Raw genomic sequence first — 26,001 nt, forward strand, 5'->3', positions numbered from 1 at the left:
CAACAGATTTCAGAAATAAAAGAGCAATATAATTAACCGTGCTCTAAGCATTTTTTTATTGTATTTTCCCACATATCAAACACATCTCTTGGGCGATACTGTTTCATCTCCTCTTTTGCCTGATTCCCAAGCCGGATTCTAAGTTTCTTAGAATCCATAAGTATTTTTAACGCACTCGCAATGCCCTCTATAGAATCATCACAAATAATACCATTAACATCATTTTCGACCAATGCTCCAGCTGAAGGGCAGCTTTTGCAAATAATAGGCGGAAGGCCAGCACTCATTGCTTCTGCCAGGGCATTAGGAAATCCTTCATAAGCACTTGGAAAGCAGAATATATCAGCATTAAGTTCTTTTTCTAAAACCTCATGCGTCTCCCCTCTCAGATAAACCTGATTTGAGAGATTTTCAGTATTAATCAAATTTTTCAATTCATTTCCATACCCATGGCGGGGATCATTCTCACCACCCCAAAGTTCTACCTGCCACTCCGGATAGTTTTTGGCCAATTTAGCAAAAGCCTGAACAATCAAATGCTGGCGCTTCTGAGCTTTATTCAATCTAGCCACATTGATAATCGTATATTTCTTTTTATTTCTCTTCAAATCAGCCTGTTCATCATATTGCGGGACAGGATTGGGAATCCAAACCACATTGGCACCAGGACAAAGCTTCTTCATGACCGCTATATCCTGTTTCTGCAGAACATGAACCACGGCACTTTTCTGCAGCGCAGTAATCTCACCCCTTGGTGCATTTTTTAGCATAACCGCCGGATCCAGGAAAGACCGGGTAATAACCGGCACCGTTACCTTCGCTGAATTAATTAGATAATTACTTGTTTCGTAGCGTAATGAAATAATAACATCAGGCTTTATTTCATCTACAACCTGCCGGATTTCCCCAGCAATCAGCTTTCCTTTTGCGGCTTCATTATAGTCCCTGCCTTTTCCAGGATTAAAAGCCCTGATAATTTCCCGAATAAATTTCGTTTTGCCTGATATGCACTGACTAAGCTGAGGGTCTTTCCATTTCTCCGGATGAATAGCCATTAGATTATGCAGCTTGATAGAATCGTCCAACGGATAAAAGCATTTGCCCGACTCACCATAACAATAAACAATGTCAACCTGGTGTCCCCTGCTAACAAACTCATTTGCCAATTTACTTAACATATGTTCAATGCCACCACTGACATGGACAAACTTCTCAAAATAAGCCATCATTATTTTCATAGATTAAATTCCCCAAAAAGTGTCTTCCATCAAACCTGTTATCCTTCAACCAGCTTCCTCAAGGGAAACATTTTTCATTCGCTAAAGCAAAGTAGCGCCAAAATAATATAAATAAGCCATTATAAGCCATTGCATAGATCACAAATAGCATTAATGTCTCAAACTATTTCGTTTCATCAACCTTAGCTGGTGATGTTTACGTGCAATTTTCTGCCTATCTATCCACCTACGCAGACGATTACGCGGAAATCTGTAATAACATTCTTTTACCTTATCAAAAATAGACGCTTTGCGAAGATATACTTCATCTAAAATTTCTCCAGTTTGCACGCTGACTGCCTGGATTCTCGAAGTCAAAATTCCAGCCGCAATCATTTTATTGAGTTTATCCAGCGTCATTTCAACATCATTCAGTTTCCATACAACCGGCATATCATCCGGATAGGTATAGAGCCCCACCTCTGCTGCTTCTCCCGGATACATATCCCAGTGATAGGCAAATTCTCCATTGACAAGTATTTTGCAAATATGCATATCTGGGCTAGGACGATCAAAAATTTCCCACTCTGTAAGCCCCGGATGTGGGCCCTCTGTTTGTAATACCCGAAAAGTTATCCACTCAGTATCATTCTGCGGTTCTATGGGAATATCCGTTGCCTGCCCATTATGTTTCAACGGCCCCGTCTTCACGGAATACCCATTACTGAACAACAGCTGCCCCTCCAAAATACGACTTTCCCTATTCACATTGCCATATAGTTTAATGACAGAAATATTCTGCGGCTTATAAAAATGAATAGTAATACTTTTTTCTCTATCAGAAAAAACAGGCTCCCATATGCATGTATCAAACACAAGCTTTTTGTCTGCAATATTCTTCACATCAATCATTTTGAAATCATGAACTGCATCAGCATTGCCTGAAGATGCAGTCGTCCTGCCGCAAAAGGCTAGATTATCTGTGCGGCGAATCCAGTATACTTGGTCACTGTTAATAATCTGATTTGCTTTAAGGAAGGCCCTTTGTGATAAATGACACCGGAGTGCCTTATATATCAGATTTTTTGATAAAACCGGATCTCGGCAGGGCTCCGGTACAGGAACTCGAATTCGTTCTTCCCAATGGTATACCGGATTGTCCGTTTCAAAAGATGGGTCTGCAAGCCGTCCTCTGTTAAATTTTGTGGAATAAAAATGCAGGCTATTAAAGTCTACAACGGATTCAAATCCTGTATTGTAAGCAAATGCTTTTAACACAACTGGAAAGTATGTATTCTTTTCATCATTTAAAATATGTCCCATCGCTGTTTCAAAAGTAATAGAACAGGCCCTGTGATCTGGATGAGAATCAAGGTCTACCGCTATAATGTTAGACGGCTGGTACTTGCGAAGCAAGCTTTCTATATCTCCAAGGAACCCCTTCCGTGTGTAAGGCGTGTGTTCCCCAAATTCTGCCATAGAGAAATCTTCTTTATCTGTAATGCCATAGGTTCTATTATGTCCATCAATGGTTACCGCATGAACTAATCCATGAGCATATGGAGACCTTGCTGCATCCAAACCCCCATCGGGGTAACCCAGAATGATAATATCTTCGTAAGAGACACCAAGCATTTTCAAAGCTGCAGCTGCCTCATGAATTCTTGTTTCGGCTAAAAAACTCCTATCTCCATTTGTTGCAAAAACACAGATAACGCGGAATCCTTCTTGCCTCAAACCGTAAATTGTCGCTCCTGCCACATTGATTTCATCATCTTCATGAGGGATAAATATCATCACATCATGGCCTTTAAATACATTTTTATAGGTAAAAGAAGAATGATTCATTTAAATTCGCCTTTCACTTCTTTTTATAATACAATTTTTCACTGATTCCAAATATACTCAAATGAATACTATTTCATGGCCTTTCTTCCTGTATCACCCATTGTTTTCAATTATCAGGACGACTTGTCAGCTCTTTTAAAACTTCAACCAATTCATCAATAAAGCAGAAAACAAGAAATCCGCTTTCTTTATTCTCTATCAAGTCACTCACGATGGTACGGGCATAAAATCCAAACTACCGGAAGGCCCGATACCATGGATTCAGACAAAGCAAGTGGAAATTTCCCTTCCCTGCTTGGAATACAGAAAATATTCACCACTGCATACACATCTTCCACATGATTTATTTCCCCATTCATATGAATAGCGTGAGAAAGATGATGTCATTCTATCCATTTTCTCATATGGTTTACATAGGGCACCCTTTCAGATTCAAAGAATTCCAAAATCCAATTCGGAAAGTCGGAAGTTAGATTGGCAAAAGCTTCTACACGTTATTACTGCGTGTAACATCACGCTCATATATCATAACGTATTTAAAAAGCTCAAAATTATTTTTTCCGGTTATTTCTCATGCCATAACTTCTGGAACACAATAAAAAATCTAATATACCATCAGCTACCCGTTCCCTCTCCGATTTTATTTATAAAGACTTATCTATCCCTGAAATCGTAAAAAACCTCCTTATCATTTTAATCATTATAGCATATTACAGACTACACGGAAGAAAAATGCGATTTAATAGTAAGAGGATGACGAATAGGTCAACGGAACAAGATAACGAATATATTATAACCAATCATATGTTATCGCTTTTTTACTTCATTTACTATTTTCGCCTTGAATCAGCCTCAAAATACTTTATGAAATTGCAGGCCTGCCGACTGAATTCAACATATTCACGTTACCTTTTACGTTACATCGTATTACCTTTTACGTTAAAAATTGACCGTCAATAAAAACAGGCATCTTAACGCAACAATTCATACGTTAAGATGCCTGCTTTTATCGTGCTTGTTTCGTTTGACTCATTTTTAACTCAACATGTTGAGTTAAAAAATTTGACATCATTTTTAATTGAGTTAAAATAGCAGATTTGAGATTGCAGGGCTGCTCTGCGGCCCGGGTTCATAAGTCTCAAAGAGTGGCGGCGCCTTTGCCTCAGTATGCAGGGGCTGTGAAAAAAATGATGGAGTCCCTTTCAGATGGTTAGACAATCAGACAGCAGATGCCCCACCTTTAATTGACAGGGAATGAATTGACACAGCTGCTCTCCCCGTTTTCTTGTCATTTCCACGAAAGCGCTGCAGGGTGGAGAAATCTCACTCCATAGTGGGGAGGCTCCATGGTGATGGGAGATTTCTCGACTCAGCGTCTTCATAGAGCACAAAACCATTTCTCCTGATACCGACAGGCAGCTCCGCTCGAGATGACAATGAGGACGGGCTGCTTGCTGTCATTTACAAAAATAGCGGCATAAAAAAGGGGCTGTGAAAAAATGTAAATCATTTCTTCACAGCCCCTGACAGTACGGTATGTGCCTTTTTATCGCTTACGGCGGGCAAAATAGGGTGGGGAGATTTCTCCACTTTCGTGGAAATGACCATCAGGCAGGAAGGAGCCTGGCAGCTCGGCATGTGTTTTTTACCGCCTGCAGTGAGCGGCGCAAAGTAGAAAGATATCTCGATTTGGCTTCCGGCCCTCGAAATGATAGAGTGTGGAGCCCCGCTCCTGTCATCTGATGTCTAATCGTCTGACATCTCCCTCAAATCGCTTTCCTCAAATCTTCTCCCCCACGTCAAAAACTCCTGAATCATCCCAATGCCGCTGCACGGTTGGGCTCAGGCCTTCTGCTTCGATGAATCGGCCAGGAGCAGCCGCCGAAGCGGAATATCTGTGTCGTCAAGGAAGAACAGGTATAGCCATATTTGCCACCGTCATGTCTGGCAGGTCTTTCTTCAGGAGTTTTTATGGGGTATTTCATTGTCGGTGCACCGGGAGCGGCAGGACTCACTTGTGATGGCTTCGGTTCTTCTGTCCCCGTTTCCATGGAATGCGCGCTTTCGGGAAATGAAAGAATGTCGCCAGGCCTTCCCGCCTCTCTGTTCATATAGTCCAAAGGAATGAAATCCGGTATCAGCAGGAGACCGGGGAATGGGGAATGGAGACTCGGGACTGGGGACTCGAAGACAGGGATACGTCAGACGGTCAGGCTTCAGAGAGGCGTATCGCAAAATGTCTTGCCTAACAATAGAGACAGAGCTATAGAGAGCGGGGCTATTTTTCAATTTCCCTTCCGACCCTCGAAATAACGAGGTGCGTAGTCCCGCTCCTGTCATCTGATATCTGCCGTCTGAGTGTCTGCCCTCTGAGCTCAAATCTCTAATCTCAACAAAAAGCGGCCCCTCTGGCAGGGTGCCGCTTTTTGTATCAGATATGATAGTAGGTCTTGTACCATTCCGCAAATTTCCGGAGGCCTTCGCGAAGGGTGGTGGCAGGGCGATAGCCGTAGTCTTTTTCCAGGGCTTCGGTATCCGCATAGGTGACGGGAACGTCGCCGGCCTGCATGGGCACCAGTTTCTTGTGGGCTTCGAAGTCGTAGTCTTTGGGAAGAACGCCGGCGCGAATGAGTTCCTGCTGCAGGATGTCTACGAATTGGAGGAGGTTTTCCGGCCGTCCGCCGCCGATGTTATATACAGCATAGGGCGGAATGGGAAGGCCGTCTTCGCCGTTTTTCTTTTCCGGCGCCCCCTGCATGACGCGGATGATGCCTTCCACAATGTCATCGATGTAGGTGAAGTCCCGTTCACAGTGGCCATAGTTGAAGATCTGTATAGTCTTTCCGGCCCGCAGCTTGTCGGTAAACCCGAAGTAAGCCATATCCGGCCGTCCGGCAGGGCCATAGACGGTGAAGAAGCGGAGGCCTGTGGAGGGGATGTTGTAGAGTTTGGCGTAGCAGTGAGCCAGAAGTTCGTCTGATTTTTTTGTAGCCGCATAGAGGGAGACGGGATGATCCACTTTATCTTCGGTGCTGAAAGGAACTTTGGTGTTGCCGCCGTAGACGGAAGAGGAGGACGCGTATACCAGGTGTTCTACGCCTTTGGCGCCGCCGTCATAGGAGTGGCGGCAGGCTTCCAGAATATTGTAGAAGCCGATGAGATTGGATTCGATGTATACGTCGGGTTTGGTGATAGAGTAGCGTACACCGGCCTGGGCAGCCAGATTCACTACGATATCCGGATGCCAGGTGCTGAAGATGTCTACAATGCAGTCTTTGTCTGCCAGATTGCCACGAATGAAATGGTATTCGCTTCCTTCTGCCAGGGCAGCCTCTTTTTCCAGTTCCTCCAGGCGGTATTCCTTCAGGGATACATCATAGTAGTCATTCATGTTATCAATACCGATGATACGGATATTCTTCACTGTAAGCAGCCGCTTCACCAGATTGGCTCCGATAAATCCGGCAGAGCCGGTAACAAATACGGTTTTTCCTTCTAATGTAATCGGTGTTTTCATATGTTTCTCCTTTATGCAGATGACAAGTAGATTAAATCCCTTTGCAGCTCCCAAAAACTTTACGCTTTGGATCCCAGATATTTCAGATATAGGGAAATCATGTCTCCGTATTTTCCCTGCATACGGGCGGTACGGGCAGCCTGGTGGAGGTTTTTGTGCCCTTTGGGCGGCACCAGGGGTACCTCTTTCCAGGGGGACTTCTTCTGGATGGCGGCGTATTCCTGCACCACCGGCCATACCTGCACCCAGCTGTGCCAGGGCTTGGCGTGGCCGGCGAAGTGGATAATGACCTGGCGGTGATAGTCCTCATTCACCGGCTGTTTTTTGAAAAGGGACTGGCGGTCCAGGTTGTAAAGGTAGTTGTATTTCTTTTCGATGAAGAGACATTTGCCATCCAGCATTTGGTTTAAAATGTCCTGATCATGCTTTGAAAGGGGCTTGCTTTTATCGCTGGCATTGATTTCTGCTCTATGCACAATATCATCAAAGCAGTCATTTTCTATCCATTTCCTTACATTAAACAGCATCATTCCGGAATTGAAGTACCGCTGTGTATGGAGCTTTTGTTTTTGATGTTCTTCCCAGCGATCGGAAACAACGGCTGCATAGTATTCATCCAGATTCAAAGTTCTTAACGGTTCCAACGATCCATGACACATCATATCGCTGTCAAGATATAAGAGTCTGTCGGTTTCCCCGGCCACCATATTCGGTGCCACCAGCCGATAGAAAAAGGCTGCAATCCCATCTGATAAGACAATGGTTTTAAAAACATTATCATCAATGAGATGGACCTCCACTGCGCTGTCCAGCATGTGAGCTGCTTCCTGCAGCCTTGCTTTCTCCTCATCAGAAAGGGTATTCACAAAGAAGTGATAGCAGATGTGCATAGCCTGGTTATTTGATTTCACAGTCATTGCTACCATACCCATATGGGAAATATAGTCAGCAGTTCCTGATAAGGCGATGTGGAAATCTTCTTTTTCTGCCTTTCTGCCCAGATGAATGGTGTCTGTAACAGCATGGGAAAGAACGTTGCTCATGGATGTCTCCTTGTATTTCATGGAAATCGATTTTTGTAATATCAGAATCGGTTATATTTTATCATATTATAATGGCTTCTGTGTTCCATCTGCTATAATAAAGGCAGGTTTATCTCAAATTCATGAACGGCAGGGAGAAGAATATGAATCTTTTACTGGCAGATCTTCACAAATTCGTGGGCTACAGCGGCGGTATTGAGCATGTGCTGTCCCGCATGGCTTTTGCCATGAAGGAAAAGGACTACCATGTGTCGGTGGTCATGGCAGATGAGAAGGAAGGAGCTTCTTTTTACCCCTTCCCTGAGGACTGCCATTTTTACAATCTTTTCCATATGGCCGGCATGAAGCCCGTCCGCATGAGTTCTTTTGGGAAAGGGCTTCGGGAAATCACCCGCCTTTTCAGCAAGGCCGGCGCCAGGGAGCGGAATTACAGGATGCTTTCCGCCGCAACGCCCCAGCTGGAGAGGGTGCTGGCTCTGGAGAAGCCGGATGTGATCATTTCTTTCCGGGAGCCCACGGGCCGCCTGCTGCTGGAGGGGCTGGACACGAAGGTGCCGGTGATTTCCATGCTTCATAATGACCCCGATGAAATCTTCACCCATGCGCCGTCAGGGGAAATGAGGGCTCTGGGAAAAAGCGCCCGTATCCAGGCTCTCATGCCTTCTTTCATAAAAAAGGCAGAAAAGTATCTCCGCTATGACCGCTTCGTGTACATTCCCAACGCCGTATCCATTCCTGCCATCTCTGCCCAGCCCGGATCTGCCCGCAAAATCCACACCATTACCAATGTGGGCCGCATTACCGGCCGCACCAAAAGACAGCACCTGCTGGTGGAGGCTTTTGGCCTTCTGGCAAAGGATTTCCCTGACTGGCAGGTCAACCTCTGGGGCGATACCTATGACAAAACCTATGTCACCACCCTGAAGGGCATCATCAAAAAGCAGGGATTGGAAGGCCGGGTCCATCTTCGGGGCACCACAAGGGACATGGCTTCCGTGTGGAAGGAAACGGATATTTTTGCCTTCCCCAGCCACCACGAAGGCTTTCCCCTGGCCCTTACCGAAGCTATGGGCGTAGGCATACCAGCCGTGGGATACAGGAGCTGTCCGGCAGTGAATGAGCTCATCCATGACGACGAGGACGGGTACCTCACCGACGACGGCGCCTCCCCCTTTGCAGAGGCTCTCCGAAAGCTCATGGAAGATGCGGATCGAAGGACGGCCTTCGGAAAAAGGGCCAAGGAAAACATGAAACCCTTCGCTCCGGAAGTGGTGTGGGATGAGTGGGATCAGCTGATCAGAGAAGTCTTGAGGTCCGGGGACTAGTGGCCCTCCGCCTTTGGACACATCTGCGGTGTGAAGGTTCAGAAGGTTCAGAGGGGAAGGTTCTTAAGATGGATGGGCCTTCGGCCCAAGGGTTCTTAGGTTTGACGGGGCCTTCGGCCCCGAGGGTTGTGGCCGCCTGACGGCAGCGGGTTGTGTTCGCTGACGCTCAGGGGGCAGAAAAAAGGGTTCTTAAGATGGACCGGCCCGCTGGGCCAGAGGGTTCTTAAGTTTGACGGCCTTTCAGCCCGAGGGTGGTGGTGGCGGCTTCGCCGCAGTTTTTAATGCCGCCTGCGGCGGCAAAAGCCGAAAACCATACAACCGGGCCTGGGCCCGTTGGAAATGCACCCCTTCTGCCTGCGGCATCTCCCCCGGCGGGGGAGATTTGCTCTACGCTTACTCTAGTGCTGACTTAAACAGCTCAACCCATAGCGGAGAATAAAGTCCCCTCAGGGCGATTGTATGGTTTTTATCATATAATTTGGCGCCTTTTATAATTTAGAGGCACCTACCACAACCCTCGCGCCAGAGGCGCGTCAAACTTAAGCCCCTTAAGAACCTTCGGCCCAGCGGGCCGTCAAACCTCACGCCCGACAGGGCGTGTCCATAAGGCGCCCACTAGCCCTCTCAGGCTATCTATTGCTATAATAAAATAAATATTTCTTTGCGATTCTCTATGGGAGGATAGTATGGAGGAAATTAGGACAGGTTCGGCGGAAAGAGTGCTGGAACGGATTCTGGAGTGCGCCGCGTCAGAGGGAGCCAGCGACATTCACATGGAGCCCCAGGCATCTCTGGTACGGGTGCGGTTCCGTGAGGACGGCGTGCTGTATGAGCGTTTCCGTCTTCCCCTGCCGATGCTTTCCGGTCTGTCGGTGCGGTCCAAGGTCATCGGCCACATGAATGTGGGTGAAAGCCGGCTGCCCCAGGACGGAAGCTGCAGTGCATCTTTTGGCGGCGTGCCCTATGATCTCCGTATTTCTATCCTCCCTTCTTTGTATGGAGAAACCATAGTCATCCGCCTTCTGTCGGGGCAGGTGGATTTCATAGAGAACAATGAGCTGGGCATGCTCCCCTTGCAGGAAGTAGTTTTCCGGAATTGTCTTGCCCGAAAAAGCGGCATGATTCTCACTGCCGGTCCCACAGGCAGCGGAAAAACGTCCACCCTCTATGCGGCCCTTAAAATGCTGAACCGGGAAGGGGTCAGCATTATATCCGTGGAGGATCCTGTGGAGTACCGCCTTCCGGGGGTAACCCAGGTGCAGGTGAATGAGAAGGCGGGACTGACCTTTGAAAAAGGACTCCGGTCCATTGTGCGGCAGGATCCGGATATTGTGATGATTGGGGAAATCCGGGACCGGGAAACGGCGGAAATTGCGGTACATGCAGCCCTGACCGGCCATCTGGTGCTGTCCACCATCCATACGAACCAGGCCTCCGATGCGCCGCTCCGCCTCATGGATATGGGCATTGCTTCCTACCTTCTTTCCGCCTCCCTGTCCCTGGTCATAGCCCAGCGGCTGGCAGGCCGTCTCTGCCAGCACTGCAAAAGCCCCTATATCCTCACGGAAAAAGAGCAGCAGGCCCTGGGCCTGCCGGAAACATGCCGGGGACGCAGGGTGTATCAGAAGAAGGGCTGTGAGAACTGCCACGACGGACTCAAAGGGCGCACCGGCATTTTTGAAATGATTTCCATAGGGCGAAAAGAGCGGGACCTCATTCACCACGGCTTTTCGGCGGACCGGTTCCGGGAATGCATGAAACGCCAGGGCCAGCCCTCCATGGGAGAAGCGGCCCTCACCCTTATGGCAGAGGGTGTGATAACACCCGAAGAAGCGTCTATGATTGCAGCAGGGGAGGATTGATTTCTATGGATATGGAAAAAATGATCACTGCCTATCCCGCCATGACGGATATCCACGTGACCGAGGGAGAACCGGTGTCTATCCGGGTCTATGGCAGTCTTAAGAAATTGAAGGAAAAGGGGGAAGATTCCTTTTTCACCTCTCTCTTTCATGATTTCCTGGGCCCGGAAAAGGAAGAGGAGTGGACTCGCCGCGGCTCCTGCGACGGCGGATGCACCATAGGAACCTCCCGCATCCGTATCCACATGTACCACTCCTTCGGGCGGAAAGCAGCAGCCCTCCGCATCCTGCCCTCCCTGACCGCTCTGGCCCCGGACCCGGACAGGGAATGGCTGGAGAAAACCGCCGCCCTGGAGCACGGCCTGGTGCTGGTCACCGGCCCCTCCGGCAGCGGCAAAAGCACCACTCTGGCCCGCATTCTTTCTCTGATCAGCAGCAGCCGCCCCTGTCACATGGTGACCCTGGAAGACCCGGTGGAATATGTGATTCCATCAGACAAGGCCCTGGTACACCAGCGGGAAGTAGGTATCGACGTCATGGACTTCGCCTCCGGTGTCCGGGACGCCCTCCGGGAGGACCCGGACGTCATCGCCCTGGGAGAAATGAGAGACAGCGAAACCATATCCGCCGCCCTCACCGCCGCCGAGACAGGACACCTGGTGCTGGGCACCCTCCACACCACCCGGGCCGCCGACTCCATCGGCCGCATCATCCATGCCTTCCCTGCTGACCGGCAGGATGAAATCCGAAGCCTTCTGGCCGCAAATCTCCGCTCCGCCATCTCCCAGCGCCTCTACCGCACAGGAAAGGAAACCTGGCTCCTCCGCGAAATCCTCACCAATATTCCTGCCACCGCCCACCTTATCCGGGAAGGCAAGGAAGCCCAGATTCCTTCCTATATGGAAATGGGACTTCACCAGATGAGAACCATGAAACAGGCCGCCTACGGACTGAAAGGCCTGTCAGAGCGGGAGCGGGAAAAGATGATGAAGCTGCTGGAACTATAGGGGCCACTTTGTGGCCCGGGTTCAAAGGGTTTGTAGGAAAAGGTTCTTAGGATTGACCGGCCCCATGGGCCGGAGGGTTCTTAAGTTTGACGGCCTTTCAGGCCGAGGGTTGTGGTGGCGGCTTCGCCGCAGTTTTTTATGCCGCCTGCGGCGGCAAAAGCCGAAAACCATACAACCGGGCCTGGGGCCCGTTGGAAATGCACCCCTTCTGCCTGCGGCATCTCCCCCGGCGGGGGAGATTTGCTCTGCGCTTACTTTAGTGCTGACTTAAACAGCTCAACCCATAGCGGAGAATAAAGTCCCCCCAGGGTGGCTGTATGGTTTTTATCATATAATTTGGCGCCTTTTATAATTTAGAGGCGCCTACCACAATCCTCAGCGGCAGAGCCGCTGTCAAACTTAAGAACCCTCGGGGTCACAGCCCCGTCAAACTTTAGAACCCTCACGCTCGCACGGGCGCGTCCATAAGGCGCCCTACAACAACCCTCGCGCCAGAGGCGCGTCAAACTTAAGAACCTTAAGAACCTTCGGCCCATCGGGCCGTCAACCCTCACACCCGTAAGGGTGTGTCCATGCCTGTAATAGCGTGACAAAGGAGCAAGCCATGAAGGAATTTATCTTTAAAGCCTGCAGCGACGATGGCACGATTATGGAGGACAGCCTCCGGGCACCGTCTCGACAGGAAGCGGCGGAGGAAATCTTTTCCCGAAATCTCCATCTCATTCATCTGGAGGAAAAGAAGGAGCCCTCTTCCTTTTCCTTACGGAGGCGGCCCTTCAGCTCCCGGCAGAAGCTCTCCCTTTTTGCCGAGGAATGGGCTTCCCTTCTGGATGCAGGACTGACTATCACCGATTCCATTTCCCTTCTGGAAAACCAGATGGAGCGAAAAGAAAGGGATGTCCTTTCTTCTATTACAAAAACCATTTCCTCCGGCCACAGCGTAGGCGAAAGTTTTGAAAGGGCCCGCTGTTTTCCGCCCTTTTTTCTTTCCCTCCTGTCGGTGGGAGAGCTGTCCGGCACCCTGCCGGAAGAGCTCCACCGTCTGTCACGGTACTATCTGAAGGAAGACCGTTTCATCAGCCAGCTGAAAGGTGCCCTGGCCTACCCCCTCTTTGTCACCGCCTTCGCTCTCTGCCTTTTCATCGTTATCCTGACCTTCATCCTTCCCTCTTTTGCCCTTCTTTTTGATTCCCTTTCCATCCCCTTCCCTCCTGTGGCATCCCTGGCCCTGTCATTGGGCCTGTGGCTGAAGGACTATGGCCTGTATCTGGCCCTGTTTCTTCTTCTTTCTCTCACGGGCGCCATTCTTTTCTTCTTCACCCGGGAAGGCCGGCGTACCAGTCAGGATCTGCTCTACCGTTCCCGGTTCTACCGGCGTATCCTGCTGGTTCGTTTCTGCGCTGCCCTGTCGGCCCTTCTGGAAAGCGGCCGGACCCTGTCCGAATCCCTCCGGGATGCCCGGGAGGTGCTGGGAAATCGGAATGCGAAAAAAGCCCTTTCCTTTGTGGCCGCCCATCTGGACAGGGGAGAAGATTTCCCTGACACCCTGGAAAAGAGCGGTTTCTCCCTCCCTCTGGTCCACCATCTCTGCCGGGTAGGCATGGAAAGCGGTGAACTGCCCCGCTTCCTCCGGCAGGCGGAAGAAATCCTCACCCATGAAACCGAACGGAAAATCCGCCGCTTCCGTACCATTCTGGAGCCCTCGCTCCTCCTCTTCACCGGCGCCGTCACAGCCCTCATGGTTTTCACCGTCATGCTCCCCGTCTTCCAGGCCGCCGGAAGTCATATGGGATTTTGATGCGCCTTTGGACACGCCCTGTGGGCGTGAGGGTTGACGGGCCTTTGGCCCGAGGGTTGTGGCCGCCTGATGGCGGCAGGTTGTGTAGAAGGGTTGTGGAAAAGGGTTCTTAGGATGGACCGGCCCTATGGGCCGGAGGGTTCGTAAGTTTGACGGCCCTTCGGGCCGAGGGTTGTGGTGGCGGCTTCGCCGCAGTTTTTTATGCCGCCTGCGGCGGCAAAAGCCGAAAACCATACAACCGGGCCTGGGGCCCGTTGGAAATGCACCCCTTCTGCCTGCGGCATCTCCCCCGGCGGGGGAGATTTGCTCTGCGCTTACTTTAGTGCTGACTTAAACAACTCAACCCATAGCGGAGAATAAAGTCCCCCAGGGTGGTTGTATGGTTTTTATCATATAATTTGGCGCCTTTTATAATTTAGAGGCGCCTACTACAACCTTCAGCGGCAGAGCCGCTGTCAGTCGAGTAGACGGAATCAGATTACTCTGTCCGCCCCTCACAGAACCGTACGTGCGGTTTTCCCGCATACGGCTCTTAGAATAGTCCTTGAGGTGTACTCGTTACACCTTATCAGTTGCAGTTCCGTTTACATTTAACGGGGATGTCAAGAATTTTGTGTTTTTAGATTAACCAATCGTATTTAGCGATTAGTTTGCTCATACGTTCGTCAATCAATAATTGGTTCATAACAGCCTGCCAGTTAAAGACCTTTCCTTTGCCCTTCCATTTGGTGTTCTTGAGCTCAAGGACACGGAGGTAGAGAAGCTTCAGGATGGCCTCGTCATTGGCAAAAGAGCCCTTACGGGTTACCTTTCTGAAACTGGAATTGATGCTTTCTATGGCATTGGTAGTGTACATGACTCTCCGTACATTAGAGCCGTAGTTAAACAGCTGTTCCACGTGCTGGAAGTTGTTTTCCCAGACCGCTATAGCCCCAGGATAGGCTGCCCATTTTCCCTTGAACTTTTCAAACAATCTGCGAGCTTCTGCTACATTGGTAGCCTTGTAGATTTCTTTCAGTTCTTTCAAGAACTCTCTGGATTTGTTCCAGGGAATATACCGCATGGAATTACGGATCAGATGGACAATGCAGCGTTGCACCACTGTGCCAGGGAAGATGGCAGCAGCGCCTTCTTCAAGGCCGCTGACACCATCCATGGAGATGAAACCAATGTCCTGTACTCCCCGGTTCTTGATTTCATCGAAAATCTGCATCCAGGTATGCTTACCTTCCGTTTCGTTGATCCAGATACCAAGGATATCCTTCTCACCATTGATGTCATACCCAAGGATGACGTAGACAGCCTTTTGTTTCAGGGCTCTGTCAGTCTTCATGGGAACATACAGACAGTCGATGAAGAGAAAGGTATAAAAAGGAAACAGTGGGCGATTCTGCCACGCATATACTTCGTCCAGGATCCGGTCCGTAATATGGGCAATCTGTTCATGGGAGATGGAGAAACCGTAGATTTCTTCAATGGTCGAAGAGATGTCTCTCTGGCTCATTCCACGGCCATACATGGCAAGAACTTTCCCTTCGATAGAGGAAACATCACGCTGGTATTTTTGGATTAACTGGGGTTCAAAAGTACCTTCCCGATCACGAGGGACTTGGATGGGTACCGTTCCCATGGAGGTCTTCAGGTTCTTCCTGGAATACCCATTTCTCGTATTCTTGGAATCCTCAGGGGTGCTGCCGTTCTTGGGATAGCCTAAGTGGTTATCCAATTCACCCTTAAGAGCTGCTTCAAACAATGGTCCAAAGACACTCTTTAAGGCGGACTGCATCTCTTCGACAGTGGTCGGTTTGTAGGTTTCGTAGATTTCCTGCGCAATTTTTTCGCCAGGGGTAGGGGTACGCTTTGCCATGGTAGTAACTCCTTTTCCTCTTTCTCCCCTTAAGTATGAGGTATGAAAATATTTTGAGCAAGATTCATTTACACAAAATATTTTACACTACCCATTTAACTAATCTCTAAGTCTTAGTTTCTTCTACATCTCTGTGCAGAACCTGTTTCCCTGCGATTGTTGACTATTCTTTACCCCCTTCACTCCACCTGCTTTCACAGGTTTCATCACTACTATGAGGTAATCCGACTGCTGACCGGGCATCTGTGACGTCTCCATACAGTTAAGTATTTTGGCGTCCATACCATTGGGATGGGTGTCATCCATTTAGGACCCTTGTCAGCTCTCCCAGGTACATGTATAGTACTTCGTGCGCTCGCCATGCTCTATGACCCCGGTGGAACCTGCACAGTTCTCGCTTACCGACCTGCGCATTTCTGCCTGCGACCAAAGTTAGAGTATCGGCTTCCACTTGTCGTTCTAACGAGGCTGAATCGCTTCACGCTTTCGCATTACGGCTCTCGCACTCCTTTGTCTACGCTTCATGCTGGCCTCACGGCTTCACATGCAAGACTAAGTACCGGCTGCTTGCTAGGCTTTGCCGGGTCTGGGCTTTCACCAGACTATACTATACACGCCGAACTGGCGCACAACTTTAGAACCCTCGGGGCCACAGCCCCGTCAGTCGAGTAGACGGAATCAGATTACTCTGTCCGCCCCTCACAGAACCGTACGTGCGGTTTTCCCGCATACGGCTCTTAGAATAGTCCTTGAGGTGTACTCGTTACACCTTATCAGTTGCAGTTCCGTTTACATTTAACTAATCTCTAAGTCTTAGTTTCTTCTACATCTCTGTGCAGAACCTGTTTCCCTGCGATTGTTGACTATTCTTTACCCCCTTCACTCCACCTGCTTTCACAGGTTTCATCACTACTATGAGGTAATCCGACTGCTGACCGGGCATCTGTGACGTCTCCATACAGTTAAGTATTTTGGCGTCCATACCATTGGGATGGGTGTCATCCATTTAGGACCCTTGTCAGCTCTCCCAGGTACATGTATAGTACTTCGTGCGCTCGCCATGCTCTATGACCCCGGTGGAACCTGCACAGTTCTCGCTTACCGACCTGCGCATTTCTGCCTGCGACCAAAGTTAGAGTATCGGCTTCCACTTGTCGTTCTAACGAGGCTGAATCGCTTCACGCTTTCGCATTACGGCTCTCGCACTCCTTTGTCTACGCTTCATGCTGGCCTCACGGCTTCACATGCAAGACTAAGTACCGGCTGCTTGCTAGGCTTTGCCGGGTCTGGGCTTTCACCAGACTATACTATACACGCCGAACTGGCGCACAACTTTAGAACCCTCACGCTCGCAGGGCGTGCCCATTTGAACCCTCAAGCCCCAAAGGGGCTTGTCCATTTTCGAGGTATCTATGCGCAAACAATCTGTTATTTTTGATATGGATGGCACTCTTTTTGATACGGAGACCATTTTTCAGGAGGAATGGAACCGGCTGGCCCGGGAGCGGGGCCTTGCCCTTCCTCCCGATTTCAAATATGCCATATGCGGCACCAGCGGCGAGGCCATGAACCGCATCATTGAGAGGTACTACCATGTACCGGAGGGCGGCGAAATCCAGCGTCTCTGCAAGGAGCGGGTGGCCCGCCGGCTGGCGGAGCATGTGCCGGAGAAAGAGGGCGCCAGGGAGCTGATTTCCTTTTTCCATGAAAAGGGATGGCCCCTGGCCATTGGAAGCAGCAGTCCCGCTCACCAGATCCGGGCGAATCTTTCCGTTACCGGTCTTCTTCCCTTTTTTGCTGCCCTGGCCAGCGGTGATGAGGTCCAGCGCGGGAAGCCGGCACCGGATATTTTCCTTCTGGCTGCCCGGAAACTGGGCGCCTCCCCCAAGGACTGCTTTGTATTCGAAGACAGCCCCAATGGCATCCTCGCCGCTTACGCCGCCGGTATGAAACCGGTGATGGTGCCGGACCTGATGCCGGCCACAGAAGACATCCGGCAGAAGTGCTTTGCCCTTTTCCATACCCTCACCGAAGCCCGCCAATTTTTTATGGAGAGGCTGTGAAGAAATCATTGACATTTTCACAGTCCCGGCGATTGAGCCGGCGCTTCTTACCAATTTCATCTTTCTTGCGCCATTTCCCCTATTCCGTGCTATACTTGTCATTGGCGCCCAAAAGCGCAAATACAGTATAAGAAGGAATATCCATGCACGGTTTACATATATGGTTTAAGAAATACGAATTTTACATTCTGCCCCTCCTGATCATAGGGGTCGTCCTGCTCCTGGTCCGCCTCTTTTCCGCCGCCCCCGATACAGGAACGAGGGAGCGGGAAAAGGTGCTCCCTTTAAAAGAGGGGGATACCATAGGCATTCTGGCACCCGCCGCCCATGGAGGCATGACCGATTACAACCGGTCCATCGAGCTTCTGGAATCTCTGGGCTACAAAGTGAAACTGGCCCCCTCCGTCACCGATGATTACGGCTACCTGGCAGGAAGCGACGAAGAACGGGCGAAGGATTTGAACGATTTCTTTAAGGACGATTCGGTGAAAGCCATCGTCTGTCTCCGGGGCGGCTACGGCTCTGCCCGTCTTTTGGACAAGCTGGACTACGACATGATTGCCCATCATCCGAAAATGCTCATCGGCTTTTCCGACATTACCGCCCTCCATGCGGCCATCGGCGAAAAAAGCGACATCGTCACCATTCATGGGCCCATGATGTCTTCCTTCAAAGGAGATAATTACACGGCCTTCACCCTCTATAACTTTGAAAACGGTCTTTCCGGCAGTCTGCCGAAGGGAGACATCCGCCTTCCTGCCGGAAAAACGCTGAAAACCCTCACCCCCGGCGACGCCACGGGCATAGTGGAAGGAGGAAATCTGACAGTGCTTGCATCCCTCTGCGGCACCCCCTATGAACTGAAAGGAAATGGCGCCATCCTGCTTCTGGAAGATACCGGCGAAGATCCCTACCGGGTGGACCGCATGATGGAACAGCTCTACCAGAGCGGCCTCCTCTCCCGGGTCAGCGCCATCGCCTACGGCGACTTCTACGGCGCCTCCCCGGTGGGAGAGGAATTCTCCATTCACGACGTGCTCGCCTACTACGCCAAACTCTCCGGCAAACCGGCCATTGAAGGCGTTCCCGTAGGCCACGGCCCGGACAACCTCTTCCTGCCCCTGGGCGTCAAAGCCACCATACACGCCAAAGAAGACGGCAGCGCCGTCTTCAGCTACGATGAGTCTTATTTGAAGTGACACGCCTTCGGTGTGAGGGTTGACGGGACTTTGGCCCGAAGGTTCTAAAGGTTCTTAAGTTTGACGGCCCTTTGGGCCGAGGGTGGTGGTATCGCCATGGGGCCACTTTGTGGCCCGGGTTCAGAAGGTTCAAAAGGTTCAAAAGGTTCAAAAGGTTCAGAGGGTGGTGGATTGCCCTGCGGGCAATACTTATAAAGTCAGCGTTACGGGATTGGCTTTCTATGTCATATGGCATGATAGGCATTCTGATGATTGGCTCGCTACGCTCGCCTCCCCCTATCCGGCTTCGCCGGACTTCCACCTAAAGGTGAAACGACTCACTATGATTTGTGCGTCGCTAATGCTCCTTCAAATCATGTTCGCTGTGCATCCACGGGAAAGCGTGTCACACGATTCTCAGGTCGCTTTGCTCCCTTACGAATCGTGTTCCCTTGCCACCCCTATGCAGGGGGCAGAATAAAACACCGCGAAACACTCTCTTCATAAGTCGCTCACAGCATAACGAAGCTTTATAGTTCCCCCGCTTGCGGGGGAAAGGTGGTGGCGCCAGCCACCAAAGGGGGATTGCATTTCCTCGCCCCCAGGGCGGTTGTAAAGTTTTTTTTATTATAAGAGGTCGCCTTCTATAATTTAGAGGCGCCCACCTCGCCAGCGCAGCGATACTATATAATTTCCGAGGGCGAGAGCCCTCAACCCGCCTGTAAGGCGAAGCCGATCACAGGCAGAACCCTGGCAGCCCAGGGCCGAAAGGCCCGGCGGCGCCATCAACCCTCACGCCCGTAAGGGCGTGTCAACCTTCGGGAATACTGGAAAGCACCGCCCCGGTCCCGATCCCGACCGCGCCGAAAGGCGCCTGCCATCGATTTTCTTTTCCAAAGGAGTGCATCATGAATCAGGAAGAAACTATGAACTTACCTATCCGTTACGTCAGCATCACCACAGTGCCTAAAGAGTACACCCCTCATCCCGTGCTCCCGGAAAATCAGGAGGTGGACATGGGGACCCTTCTTTCCGCCATATCATCGGCCAAATCCCAGGTATCCGCTCTGTCCCCCTACCTTTTCGTCCTCTTTGAAACAGAAAAAGGCGGCGCTTTCTGGCAGTATCTGGACATGGCCGGCGAGCTGTCCCGCATCCACTTTACCAGCAGTGGCAGTTATGTGAACGCCACCAAAGTCACTTTCCCCAATGGTGCGTATATGTATCGCATTAACCAGGTTTTCCTGCAGCGGAAATAAAAAAACCTGCCGGTATGACAGCGCTGTCATACCGGCAGGTTTTTTAGGTTTCCTGCACGGGCTGGTTTCCTATTCGGCTTGCTGCTTCTGCGGTTCATCACGGCAGGAAACTTTTTGCTCGGAGATTTCCGGGCTGCGCTTCGCTTCCCTCGAAATGACGGGGTGCCTTGACTCCACTGCTTTCCATGCCGGCAGGAAACTGTTTATCCGGAGATGTCCGGGCTCCCCTTCGCTTCCCTCGAAATGACGGGAGCGGCCTGATCCCCCACTCATACTGGCAGGAAACTTTTTTCATCCAGTCTTACCACGTCCACCACCGGTTCTTCGTAGGGGTGGGCTTTTTTTATGGCGCGCACCACTGGTTCTATATGGGCTTCATCCACCCGGCACTGGAGAATATATTCCTCTGCTTCCGTCCGTTCCCCCACTTCTCCATGATAGGGATGGGCGCCATCCATGGTCACCCAGGAAGAGCGCACTTTCCACCAGGACATGCAGCCTTCATAATTTCCGATTTTCCCGCCCCCTGCCTGTTCTACAGCTTTTCTGATCTTGCGGAGAGATTCCGGCGGAAGATAGACTTGGATTTTGTACATAGCAGCCTCCTGTCTGGGCCGAAAAGCGGCCCTGGTTTAAAGGGTTCTTACGTTTTAAAGGGGATGGTTAACGGGCCTAAAACGCGAGCACAGGGACAATAGAACCTGCGGCGCCAAAGACGCCTGGATCCTTTTGCCTGCGGGAATGCAGTCTCCCGCCGCCGGTGATTCCATTTCCTTACAGCGTTACTGTCCTCGTAAGCTGGTCCATCCATTCTCCTTTTTTATGGTCATAGGTTTTAATCACGATTTTATCCTTATAGAGATAGAGGGAATTGGTCCACACCTGCTTTCCATCCCAGGTGGGATTGTACACATCCAGCAGTTTCCCGTGGTAGTAGTTCACCTCATTAGCAAAGGTGGGCTGGGTAGGCGGCGTGTGGGTATGGCCGGACACCCACAGTTTCACCTGGGGATTGGTAAGGAGAATCAGATCGATATCTCCTGCAGGCTGGGCGAAATTTCTTGGATTTCCGATTTTATCATTATAGGGAATCATGGTATCCGACAAAGGGGCATGATAGAAAATAATGGTGGGGCTGTTTTTATTTTCCTGCAGCGTCGATTTCAGCCATTCCATTTCTTCTTTGGACATGGCCACCGGAAATTTACCTTCTGTATCTTCCGGAGACAGGAAAACGAGCAGGTACTGGCCCAGCTTCTTTGTGCTGTGAAGGGGGCCGAAGACCTTTTCGTAATTTTCTTCATGAGCTTTTCTGAGAGATGGATCCGCCATGACGGGCTTGCCGTTTTTCAGTTCTTCCCTGTAGAAGAGCTCATGGTTTCCTGCCAGAAATGATTTTTCTCCATGGAAACCGTCAATAAACTGTTTGGCCTCTTCCATCTGCTTCATGGAGCCATACATTTCCACCATATCGCCGGTAAAGACTTTAAGATCCACATCCTTCCAGCCATTGATTTCATCCCGGGCTTTCACTTTGTTATCGATGATAGCCTGCCTTTTAGCATCATCGGTGGCCTTGCTGGGATAATGGAGATCTGACACCACAACGATTCTTTCATAATCCTTTCCCGACGGAGCAGGTGCCTCCTTTCCGCAGCCTGCAAAGGCCAGACAGCAGAGGGACAGGAAGAAACAGGTTATCAAACGAAACATGGAAAAAGTCCTTTCTATAACAGAACATGTGGACACGCCCTTCCGGGCGTGAAGGTTGACGGGGCTGCGCCCCGAAGGTTCTAAAGGTTCTTAAGTTTGACGGCCCTTTGGGCCGAGGGTTGTGGTGGCGGCTTCGCCGCAGATTAAAAAAGGGGCGCGGCTCCGCCGCGGGTTGTGTAGAAGGGTTGCACCCCACAGGGGAAACGACTCACTATGATTTGTGCGTCGCTGGCGCTCCTTCAAATCATGTTCGCTGTGCATCGCTTCGCTCAGGGGCGACAGCGCCTGCGGCGCTGAGGGTGATGGTATCGTCCTTTGGGCGATGAGTATAAAGTCAGCGTTACGGATTCACCCATTTGTGTCATATGGCATGATAAGCATTCTGATGATTGGCTCGCTGCGCTCGCCTCCCCCTATCCGGCTTCGCCGGACTTCTCCACGGGAAAGCGTGTCACACGATTCTCAGGTCGCTTTGCTTCCTTACGAATCGTGTTCCCTTGCCACCCCTGTTCAGGGGGCAGAATAGGTTTCTATGCTTTCCTGCAGAGGCATGGCTCCATGTCTAAGTACCCATAGTCCCACCGCTTGCGGGGGGAAGGTGGTGGCGCCAGCCACCAAAGGGGGGAGGCATTTCCAACGCCCGCAGGGCGGTTGTCCGGTTTTCGCCGCCAAAGGCGGCATTTATACTGGCGCCCCAAAGGGCGCCCACCTCGCCAGCGCAGCGATACTATATACCTCCCGAGGGCGGAGCCCTCAACCCGTCCGGGAGGCGTCAGCCGGTCCCGGACAGAACCCTTGGCGCCCAGGGCCAGAGGCCCGGCGGCGCCATCAACCCTCGCGGCGAAACCGCGTCAACCTTCGGGAATACTGGAAAGCACCGCCTCGGTCCCGGTCCCGGTCCCGATCCCGACCGCGCCAAAGGCGCTTGAACCCTCAAGCCCCACAGGGCGTCAGGGCGGTTGCCTCACAGGCCGAAGATTTTCTTGAATCCTTTGAGCAGCGGATTCTTTGTCCGCTCATTCCACCGGGAATCGATGAAATCCTCGGGCCGCCTGAATCCGATATTGTAGGCAAAGTACATGGCGTGGCTCACTGTATTGATATAGGCCGCCGTTTCCTGGAGGAGGAAATTCCGGTCCCGTTCAGAGAGGGTAAACCGGTCTGCCTGGCAGAATTCATCTAACAGCAGATTAATCCGGTCTCCAAAACTTTCATCTTCCATGCGGTCGCCGATGTAGGAAGTGAAATTGGGGTAGTAGCGGTAGTAGTGTTCCTTCCGTTTCGGATCGAAAATCGCCCACTGCCGCATGAACATATTGATTTTCAGATAGAGCCGCTGGTTCATGATGAAATCCTCATCCGCCAGGAAATGGATGGCCCTGGCAGTGCGGATGAGCCGCATCACGGGGCGGCTTTTCATGACGCCTTTATAAATGGAGTCCCGGAGCTTTCTGTCCTGATACATATAGGACCCGAAGAAGGAAAGCACCATGGCCCGGAAAACAATGTAATGGTAAAAGAAACGGGCCCCCGCAGGAGTTAGTTTCTTCTTTGCCATGTAGGGCGTCACCTCTGACAGGGGCATGAGGATTTGCGCGCTTTCCGTCACCAGTCCCCCCTCCTCCATGCCCAGGTTCTCGCATATGCACTGAAGAAGAAGGAAAGGCAGCTTCAATGCGGTGGTATCGTGGAAATCGGGATTGCAGAAGGACAGGGCATCCATGAAAGAAGCACTTTCTTCCTTCACCCTGGCCATGTACTCCTCTGTTTCCTTCATCAGATAGTCTGTCAGCGGCGAAAGGGACACACCCGTTTCTGCAGACAGATAGGTAATGAGGGGAATCACCATGCCGCTTTCCATGGCAAAAGGAGACTTAAAGGGCAGAAGGGCCCGGCGCACATTGTCAAACTCCCCGCTGAAGGAGCGGGTAATGTCAAAATCCAAACTGTCCTTCACCGTTTCCGCCAGGAAATCAGAACACCTGCTGTCCGATTTCACCATAAGAGAAGCCAGCTCCAGCCGGAAATGGACGTACTTCCGAATGACGCTGTTCCGTACCTTTTTGTTATCAGCCCAGGGCAGATTCTTCTTCCGGGCCATAGCCGTCACCGCCCGGTCCACCGTCATGTCAGGAACTGCAAAGCTCTGGCAGGCCAGAGGATAAAACCGGCCGGTCATGCGGGAAAGCAGGAGATGAATAATCTTTTTCTTCTCCTCGGTCATCTGTTCATCATGCATGAAGGACACCTTCTCTCGGGGAAACGAAAAGGGAATTTTTCTTTATTATACACCAGACAGAGGGAAAAGGGGCGCGGCTCCGCCCACGGACACGCCTGCGGCGTGAGGGTTGACGGGGCTGCGCCCCGAGGGTTGTGGCCGCCTGCCGGCGGCGGGTTGTGTATCGCTTCGCTCAGGGGGCAGAAAAAATATTCTTAAGATGGACCGGCCCGCTGGGCCGGAGGGTTCTTAGGTTTGACGGGCCCTGCGGGCCCGAGGGTTGTGGATTGCCGCTCTGCGGCAATGCTTATAAAGTCAGCGTTACGGATTAACCTATCTGTGTCATATGGTATGATAAGCATTCTGCTGATTGGCTCGCTGCGCTCGCCTCCCCCTATCCGGCTGCGCCACTGGACACACCTTCGGTGTGAGGGTTCAGAAGGTTCAAAAGGAAAGGTTCTTAGGATTGACCGGCCCCATGGGCCGGAGGGTTCTAAAGTTTGACGGGACCTTCGGCCCCGAGGGTTGTGGATTGCCCTTCGGGCAATACTTATAAAGTCAGCGTTACGGGATGACCTTGCTGTACCATATGGCATGATAAGCATTCTGCTGTGGAAAACCATACAACCGCGCCTGCGGAGCGAGGTCGGTCTGTTTTCCCTCGGGCGAAAGCCCGGTTGTAATGGTTTTATCATAAGAGGGCGCCTTCTATAAATGTAAGGCGCCCACCACAACCCTCAGCGGCAGAGCCGCTGTCAGTCGAGTAGACGGAATCAGATTACTCTGTCCGCCCCTCACAGAACCGTACGTGCGGTTTTCCCGCATACGGCTCTTAGAATAGTCCTTGAGGTGTACTCGTTACACCTTATCAGTTGCAGTTCCGTTTACATTTAACTAATCTCTAAGTCTTAGTTTCTTCTACATCTCTGTGCAGAACCTGTTTCCCTGCGATTGTTGACTATTCTTTACCCCCTTCACTCCACCTGCTTTCACAGGTTTCATCACTACTATGAGGTAATCCGACTGCTGACCGGGCATCTGTGACGTCTCCATACAGTTAAGTATTTTGGCGTCCATACCATTGGGATGGGTGTCATCCATTTAGGACCCTTGTCAGCTCTCCCAGGTACATGTATAGTACTTCGTGCGCTCGCCATGCTCTATGACCCCGGTGGAACCTGCACAGTTCTCGCTTACCGACCTGCGCATTTCTGCCTGCGACCAAAGTTAGAGTATCGGCTTCCACTTGTCGTTCTAACGAGGCTGAATCGCTTCACGCTTTCGCATTACGGCTCTCGCACTCCTTTGTCTACGCTTCATGCTGGCCTCACGGCTTCACATGCAAGACTAAGTACCGGCTGCTTGCTAGGCTTTGCCGGGTCTGGGCTTTCACCAGACTATACTATACACGCCGAACTGGCGCACAACTTTAGAACCCTCGGGGCGAGAGCCCCGTCAGTCGAGTAGACGGAATCAGATTACTCTGTCCGCCCCTCACAGAACCGTACGTGCGGTTTTCCCGCATACGGCTCTTAGAATAGTCCTTGAGGTGTACTCGTTACACCTTATCAGTTGCAGTTCCGTTTACATTTAACTAATCTCTAAGTCTTAGTTTCTTCTACATCTCTGTGCAGAACCTGTTTCCCTGCGATTGTTGACTATTCTTTACCCCCTTCACTCCACCTGCTTTCACAGGTTTCATCACTACTATGAGGTAATCCGACTGCTGACCGGGCATCTGTGACGTCTCCATACAGTTAAGTATTTTGGCGTCCATACCATTGGGATGGGTGTCATCCATTTAGGACCCTTGTCAGCTCTCCCAGGTACATGTATAGTACTTCGTGCGCTCGCCATGCTCTATGACCCCGGTGGAACCTGCACAGTTCTCGCTTACCGACCTGCGCATTTCTGCCTGCGACCAAAGTTAGAGTATCGGCTTCCACTTGTCGTTCTAACGAGGCTGAATCGCTTCACGCTTTCGCATTACGGCTCTCGCACTCCTTTGTCTACGCTTCATGCTGGCCTCACGGCTTCACATGCAAGACTAAGTACCGGCTGCTTGCTAGGCTTTGCCGGGTCTGGG

The 26,001-nt window shown here is 50.9% G+C and carries 15 protein-coding genes and 1 pseudogene; 7 read left to right on the forward strand and 9 right to left on the reverse strand.

The features are described 5' to 3' along the window. Positions 1-32: 32 nt before the first annotated feature. The 5 genes and pseudogenes from NW747_RS03155 to NW747_RS03170 all read right to left on the reverse strand — a co-directional run bounded on the left by NW747_RS03155 (position 33) and on the right by NW747_RS03170 (position 7,625). The gene (locus NW747_RS03155) at positions 33-1,238 is read right to left on the reverse strand and encodes a glycosyltransferase (RefSeq protein WP_273187976.1); all 1,206 of its coding nucleotides are present in this window, start codon (positions 1,236-1,238) and stop codon (positions 33-35) included. Between the two features lie 150 nt (positions 1,239-1,388). Next, positions 1,389-3,065: a PIG-L family deacetylase gene (locus tag NW747_RS03160; RefSeq protein ID WP_273187977.1), complete on the reverse strand. Its 1,677-nt coding sequence runs from the start codon at positions 3,063-3,065 to the stop codon at positions 1,389-1,391. 203 nt (positions 3,066-3,268) lie between these two features. After that, positions 3,269-3,433 (reverse strand): annotated as a pseudogene (locus NW747_RS10320) (glycosyltransferase); the annotation flags it as partial. A 2,063-nt stretch (positions 3,434-5,496) separates the two neighbouring features. Continuing rightward, a complete protein-coding gene (locus NW747_RS03165; RefSeq protein ID WP_273187978.1) occupies positions 5,497-6,582 on the reverse strand; it encodes an NAD-dependent epimerase/dehydratase family protein in 1,086 nt (361 codons plus the stop codon). A 59-nt stretch (positions 6,583-6,641) separates the two neighbouring features. Beyond that, positions 6,642-7,625, reverse strand: a complete 984-nt coding sequence (locus NW747_RS03170) for a glycosyltransferase family 8 protein (RefSeq protein ID WP_273187979.1) — start codon at positions 7,623-7,625, stop codon at positions 6,642-6,644. A 143-nt stretch (positions 7,626-7,768) separates the two neighbouring features. Between NW747_RS03170 and NW747_RS03175 the strand changes: the two genes are divergently transcribed. From NW747_RS03175 to NW747_RS03190, 4 genes are all read left to right on the forward strand, one after another. After that, on the forward strand, positions 7,769-8,950 hold the full coding sequence (locus NW747_RS03175) for a glycosyltransferase (protein WP_273187980.1): 1,182 nt from the start codon (positions 7,769-7,771) through the stop codon (positions 8,948-8,950). 686 nt (positions 8,951-9,636) lie between these two features. Then, positions 9,637-10,812 (forward strand): GspE/PulE family protein, encoded by a 1,176-nt coding sequence (locus NW747_RS03180; RefSeq protein WP_273187981.1) that lies wholly within the window; start codon positions 9,637-9,639, stop codon positions 10,810-10,812. Between the two features lie 5 nt (positions 10,813-10,817). Next, the gene (locus NW747_RS03185; protein WP_273187982.1) at positions 10,818-11,819 is read left to right on the forward strand and encodes a type IV pilus twitching motility protein PilT; all 1,002 of its coding nucleotides are present in this window, start codon (positions 10,818-10,820) and stop codon (positions 11,817-11,819) included. A 604-nt stretch (positions 11,820-12,423) separates the two neighbouring features. After that, on the forward strand, positions 12,424-13,617 hold the full coding sequence (locus NW747_RS03190) for a type II secretion system F family protein (protein ID WP_273187983.1): 1,194 nt from the start codon (positions 12,424-12,426) through the stop codon (positions 13,615-13,617). A 619-nt stretch (positions 13,618-14,236) separates the two neighbouring features. Here NW747_RS03190 and NW747_RS03195 read toward each other — a convergent pair. Next, entirely contained in the window at positions 14,237-15,484 is a 1,248-nt protein-coding gene (locus NW747_RS03195; RefSeq protein ID WP_273186602.1) for an IS256 family transposase, read from the reverse strand. A gap of 1,412 nt (positions 15,485-16,896) precedes the next feature. On the opposite strand from NW747_RS03195, the gene NW747_RS03200 reads away from it, so the two are divergent. The 3 genes from NW747_RS03200 (at position 16,897) to NW747_RS03210 (ending at position 19,984) form a co-directional block, all read left to right on the forward strand. Continuing rightward, complete coding sequence (locus tag NW747_RS03200; protein ID WP_273187984.1) at positions 16,897-17,547, forward strand: HAD family hydrolase; 651 nt, start codon at positions 16,897-16,899, stop codon at positions 17,545-17,547. A 143-nt stretch (positions 17,548-17,690) separates the two neighbouring features. Next, positions 17,691-18,746 carry a S66 peptidase family protein gene (locus NW747_RS03205; protein ID WP_273187985.1) on the forward strand — a complete coding sequence of 352 codons (1,056 nt, stop codon included), beginning with the start codon at positions 17,691-17,693 and terminating at the stop codon, positions 18,744-18,746. An 887-nt stretch (positions 18,747-19,633) separates the two neighbouring features. Continuing rightward, positions 19,634-19,984: a hypothetical protein gene (locus tag NW747_RS03210; RefSeq protein ID WP_008859580.1), complete on the forward strand. Its 351-nt coding sequence runs from the start codon at positions 19,634-19,636 to the stop codon at positions 19,982-19,984. 269 nt (positions 19,985-20,253) lie between these two features. Here the strand turns inward: NW747_RS03210 and NW747_RS03215 are convergent, their stop codons facing one another. The 3 genes from NW747_RS03215 to NW747_RS03225 form a co-directional block, all read right to left on the reverse strand. Continuing rightward, the gene (locus NW747_RS03215; RefSeq protein WP_273097479.1) at positions 20,254-20,580 is read right to left on the reverse strand and encodes a YqfO family protein; all 327 of its coding nucleotides are present in this window, start codon (positions 20,578-20,580) and stop codon (positions 20,254-20,256) included. A 178-nt stretch (positions 20,581-20,758) separates the two neighbouring features. Further along, positions 20,759-21,697 carry a metallophosphoesterase family protein gene (locus NW747_RS03220; RefSeq protein WP_273187986.1) on the reverse strand — a complete coding sequence of 313 codons (939 nt, stop codon included), beginning with the start codon at positions 21,695-21,697 and terminating at the stop codon, positions 20,759-20,761. Positions 21,698-22,661: 964 nt separating this feature from the next. Then, entirely contained in the window at positions 22,662-23,936 is a 1,275-nt protein-coding gene (locus NW747_RS03225) for a hypothetical protein (RefSeq protein WP_273187987.1), read from the reverse strand. Positions 23,937-26,001 lie beyond the last annotated feature (2,065 nt).

Origin of the sequence: Dialister succinatiphilus, assembly GCF_928721695.1 — a bacterium.
Lineage (GTDB): Bacteria > Bacillota > Negativicutes > Veillonellales > Dialisteraceae > Dialister > Dialister succinatiphilus.

Excerpts from the sequence above, each read along its gene's own strand:
- NW747_RS03155 (WP_273187976.1), bottom strand. The coding sequence starts at position 1,238 with ATGAAAATAATGATGGCTTATTTTGAGAAGTTTGTCCATGTCAGTGGT.
- NW747_RS03160 (WP_273187977.1), bottom strand. The coding sequence starts at position 3,065 with ATGAATCATTCTTCTTTTACCTATAAAAATGTATTTAAAGGCCATGAT.
- NW747_RS03165 (WP_273187978.1), bottom strand. The coding sequence starts at position 6,582 with ATGAAAACACCGATTACATTAGAAGGAAAAACCGTATTTGTTACCGGC.
- NW747_RS03170 (WP_273187979.1), bottom strand. The coding sequence starts at position 7,625 with ATGAGCAACGTTCTTTCCCATGCTGTTACAGACACCATTCATCTGGGC.
- NW747_RS03175 (WP_273187980.1), top strand. The coding sequence starts at position 7,769 with ATGAATCTTTTACTGGCAGATCTTCACAAATTCGTGGGCTACAGCGGC.
- NW747_RS03180 (WP_273187981.1), top strand. The coding sequence starts at position 9,637 with ATGGAGGAAATTAGGACAGGTTCGGCGGAAAGAGTGCTGGAACGGATT.
- NW747_RS03185 (WP_273187982.1), top strand. The coding sequence starts at position 10,818 with ATGGATATGGAAAAAATGATCACTGCCTATCCCGCCATGACGGATATC.
- NW747_RS03190 (WP_273187983.1), top strand. The coding sequence starts at position 12,424 with ATGAAGGAATTTATCTTTAAAGCCTGCAGCGACGATGGCACGATTATG.
- NW747_RS03195 (WP_273186602.1), bottom strand. The coding sequence starts at position 15,484 with ATGGCAAAGCGTACCCCTACCCCTGGCGAAAAAATTGCGCAGGAAATC.
- NW747_RS03200 (WP_273187984.1), top strand. The coding sequence starts at position 16,897 with ATGCGCAAACAATCTGTTATTTTTGATATGGATGGCACTCTTTTTGAT.
- NW747_RS03205 (WP_273187985.1), top strand. The coding sequence starts at position 17,691 with ATGCACGGTTTACATATATGGTTTAAGAAATACGAATTTTACATTCTG.
- NW747_RS03210 (WP_008859580.1), top strand. The coding sequence starts at position 19,634 with ATGAATCAGGAAGAAACTATGAACTTACCTATCCGTTACGTCAGCATC.
- NW747_RS03215 (WP_273097479.1), bottom strand. The coding sequence starts at position 20,580 with ATGTACAAAATCCAAGTCTATCTTCCGCCGGAATCTCTCCGCAAGATC.
- NW747_RS03220 (WP_273187986.1), bottom strand. The coding sequence starts at position 21,697 with ATGTTTCGTTTGATAACCTGTTTCTTCCTGTCCCTCTGCTGTCTGGCC.
- NW747_RS03225 (WP_273187987.1), bottom strand. The coding sequence starts at position 23,936 with ATGCATGATGAACAGATGACCGAGGAGAAGAAAAAGATTATTCATCTC.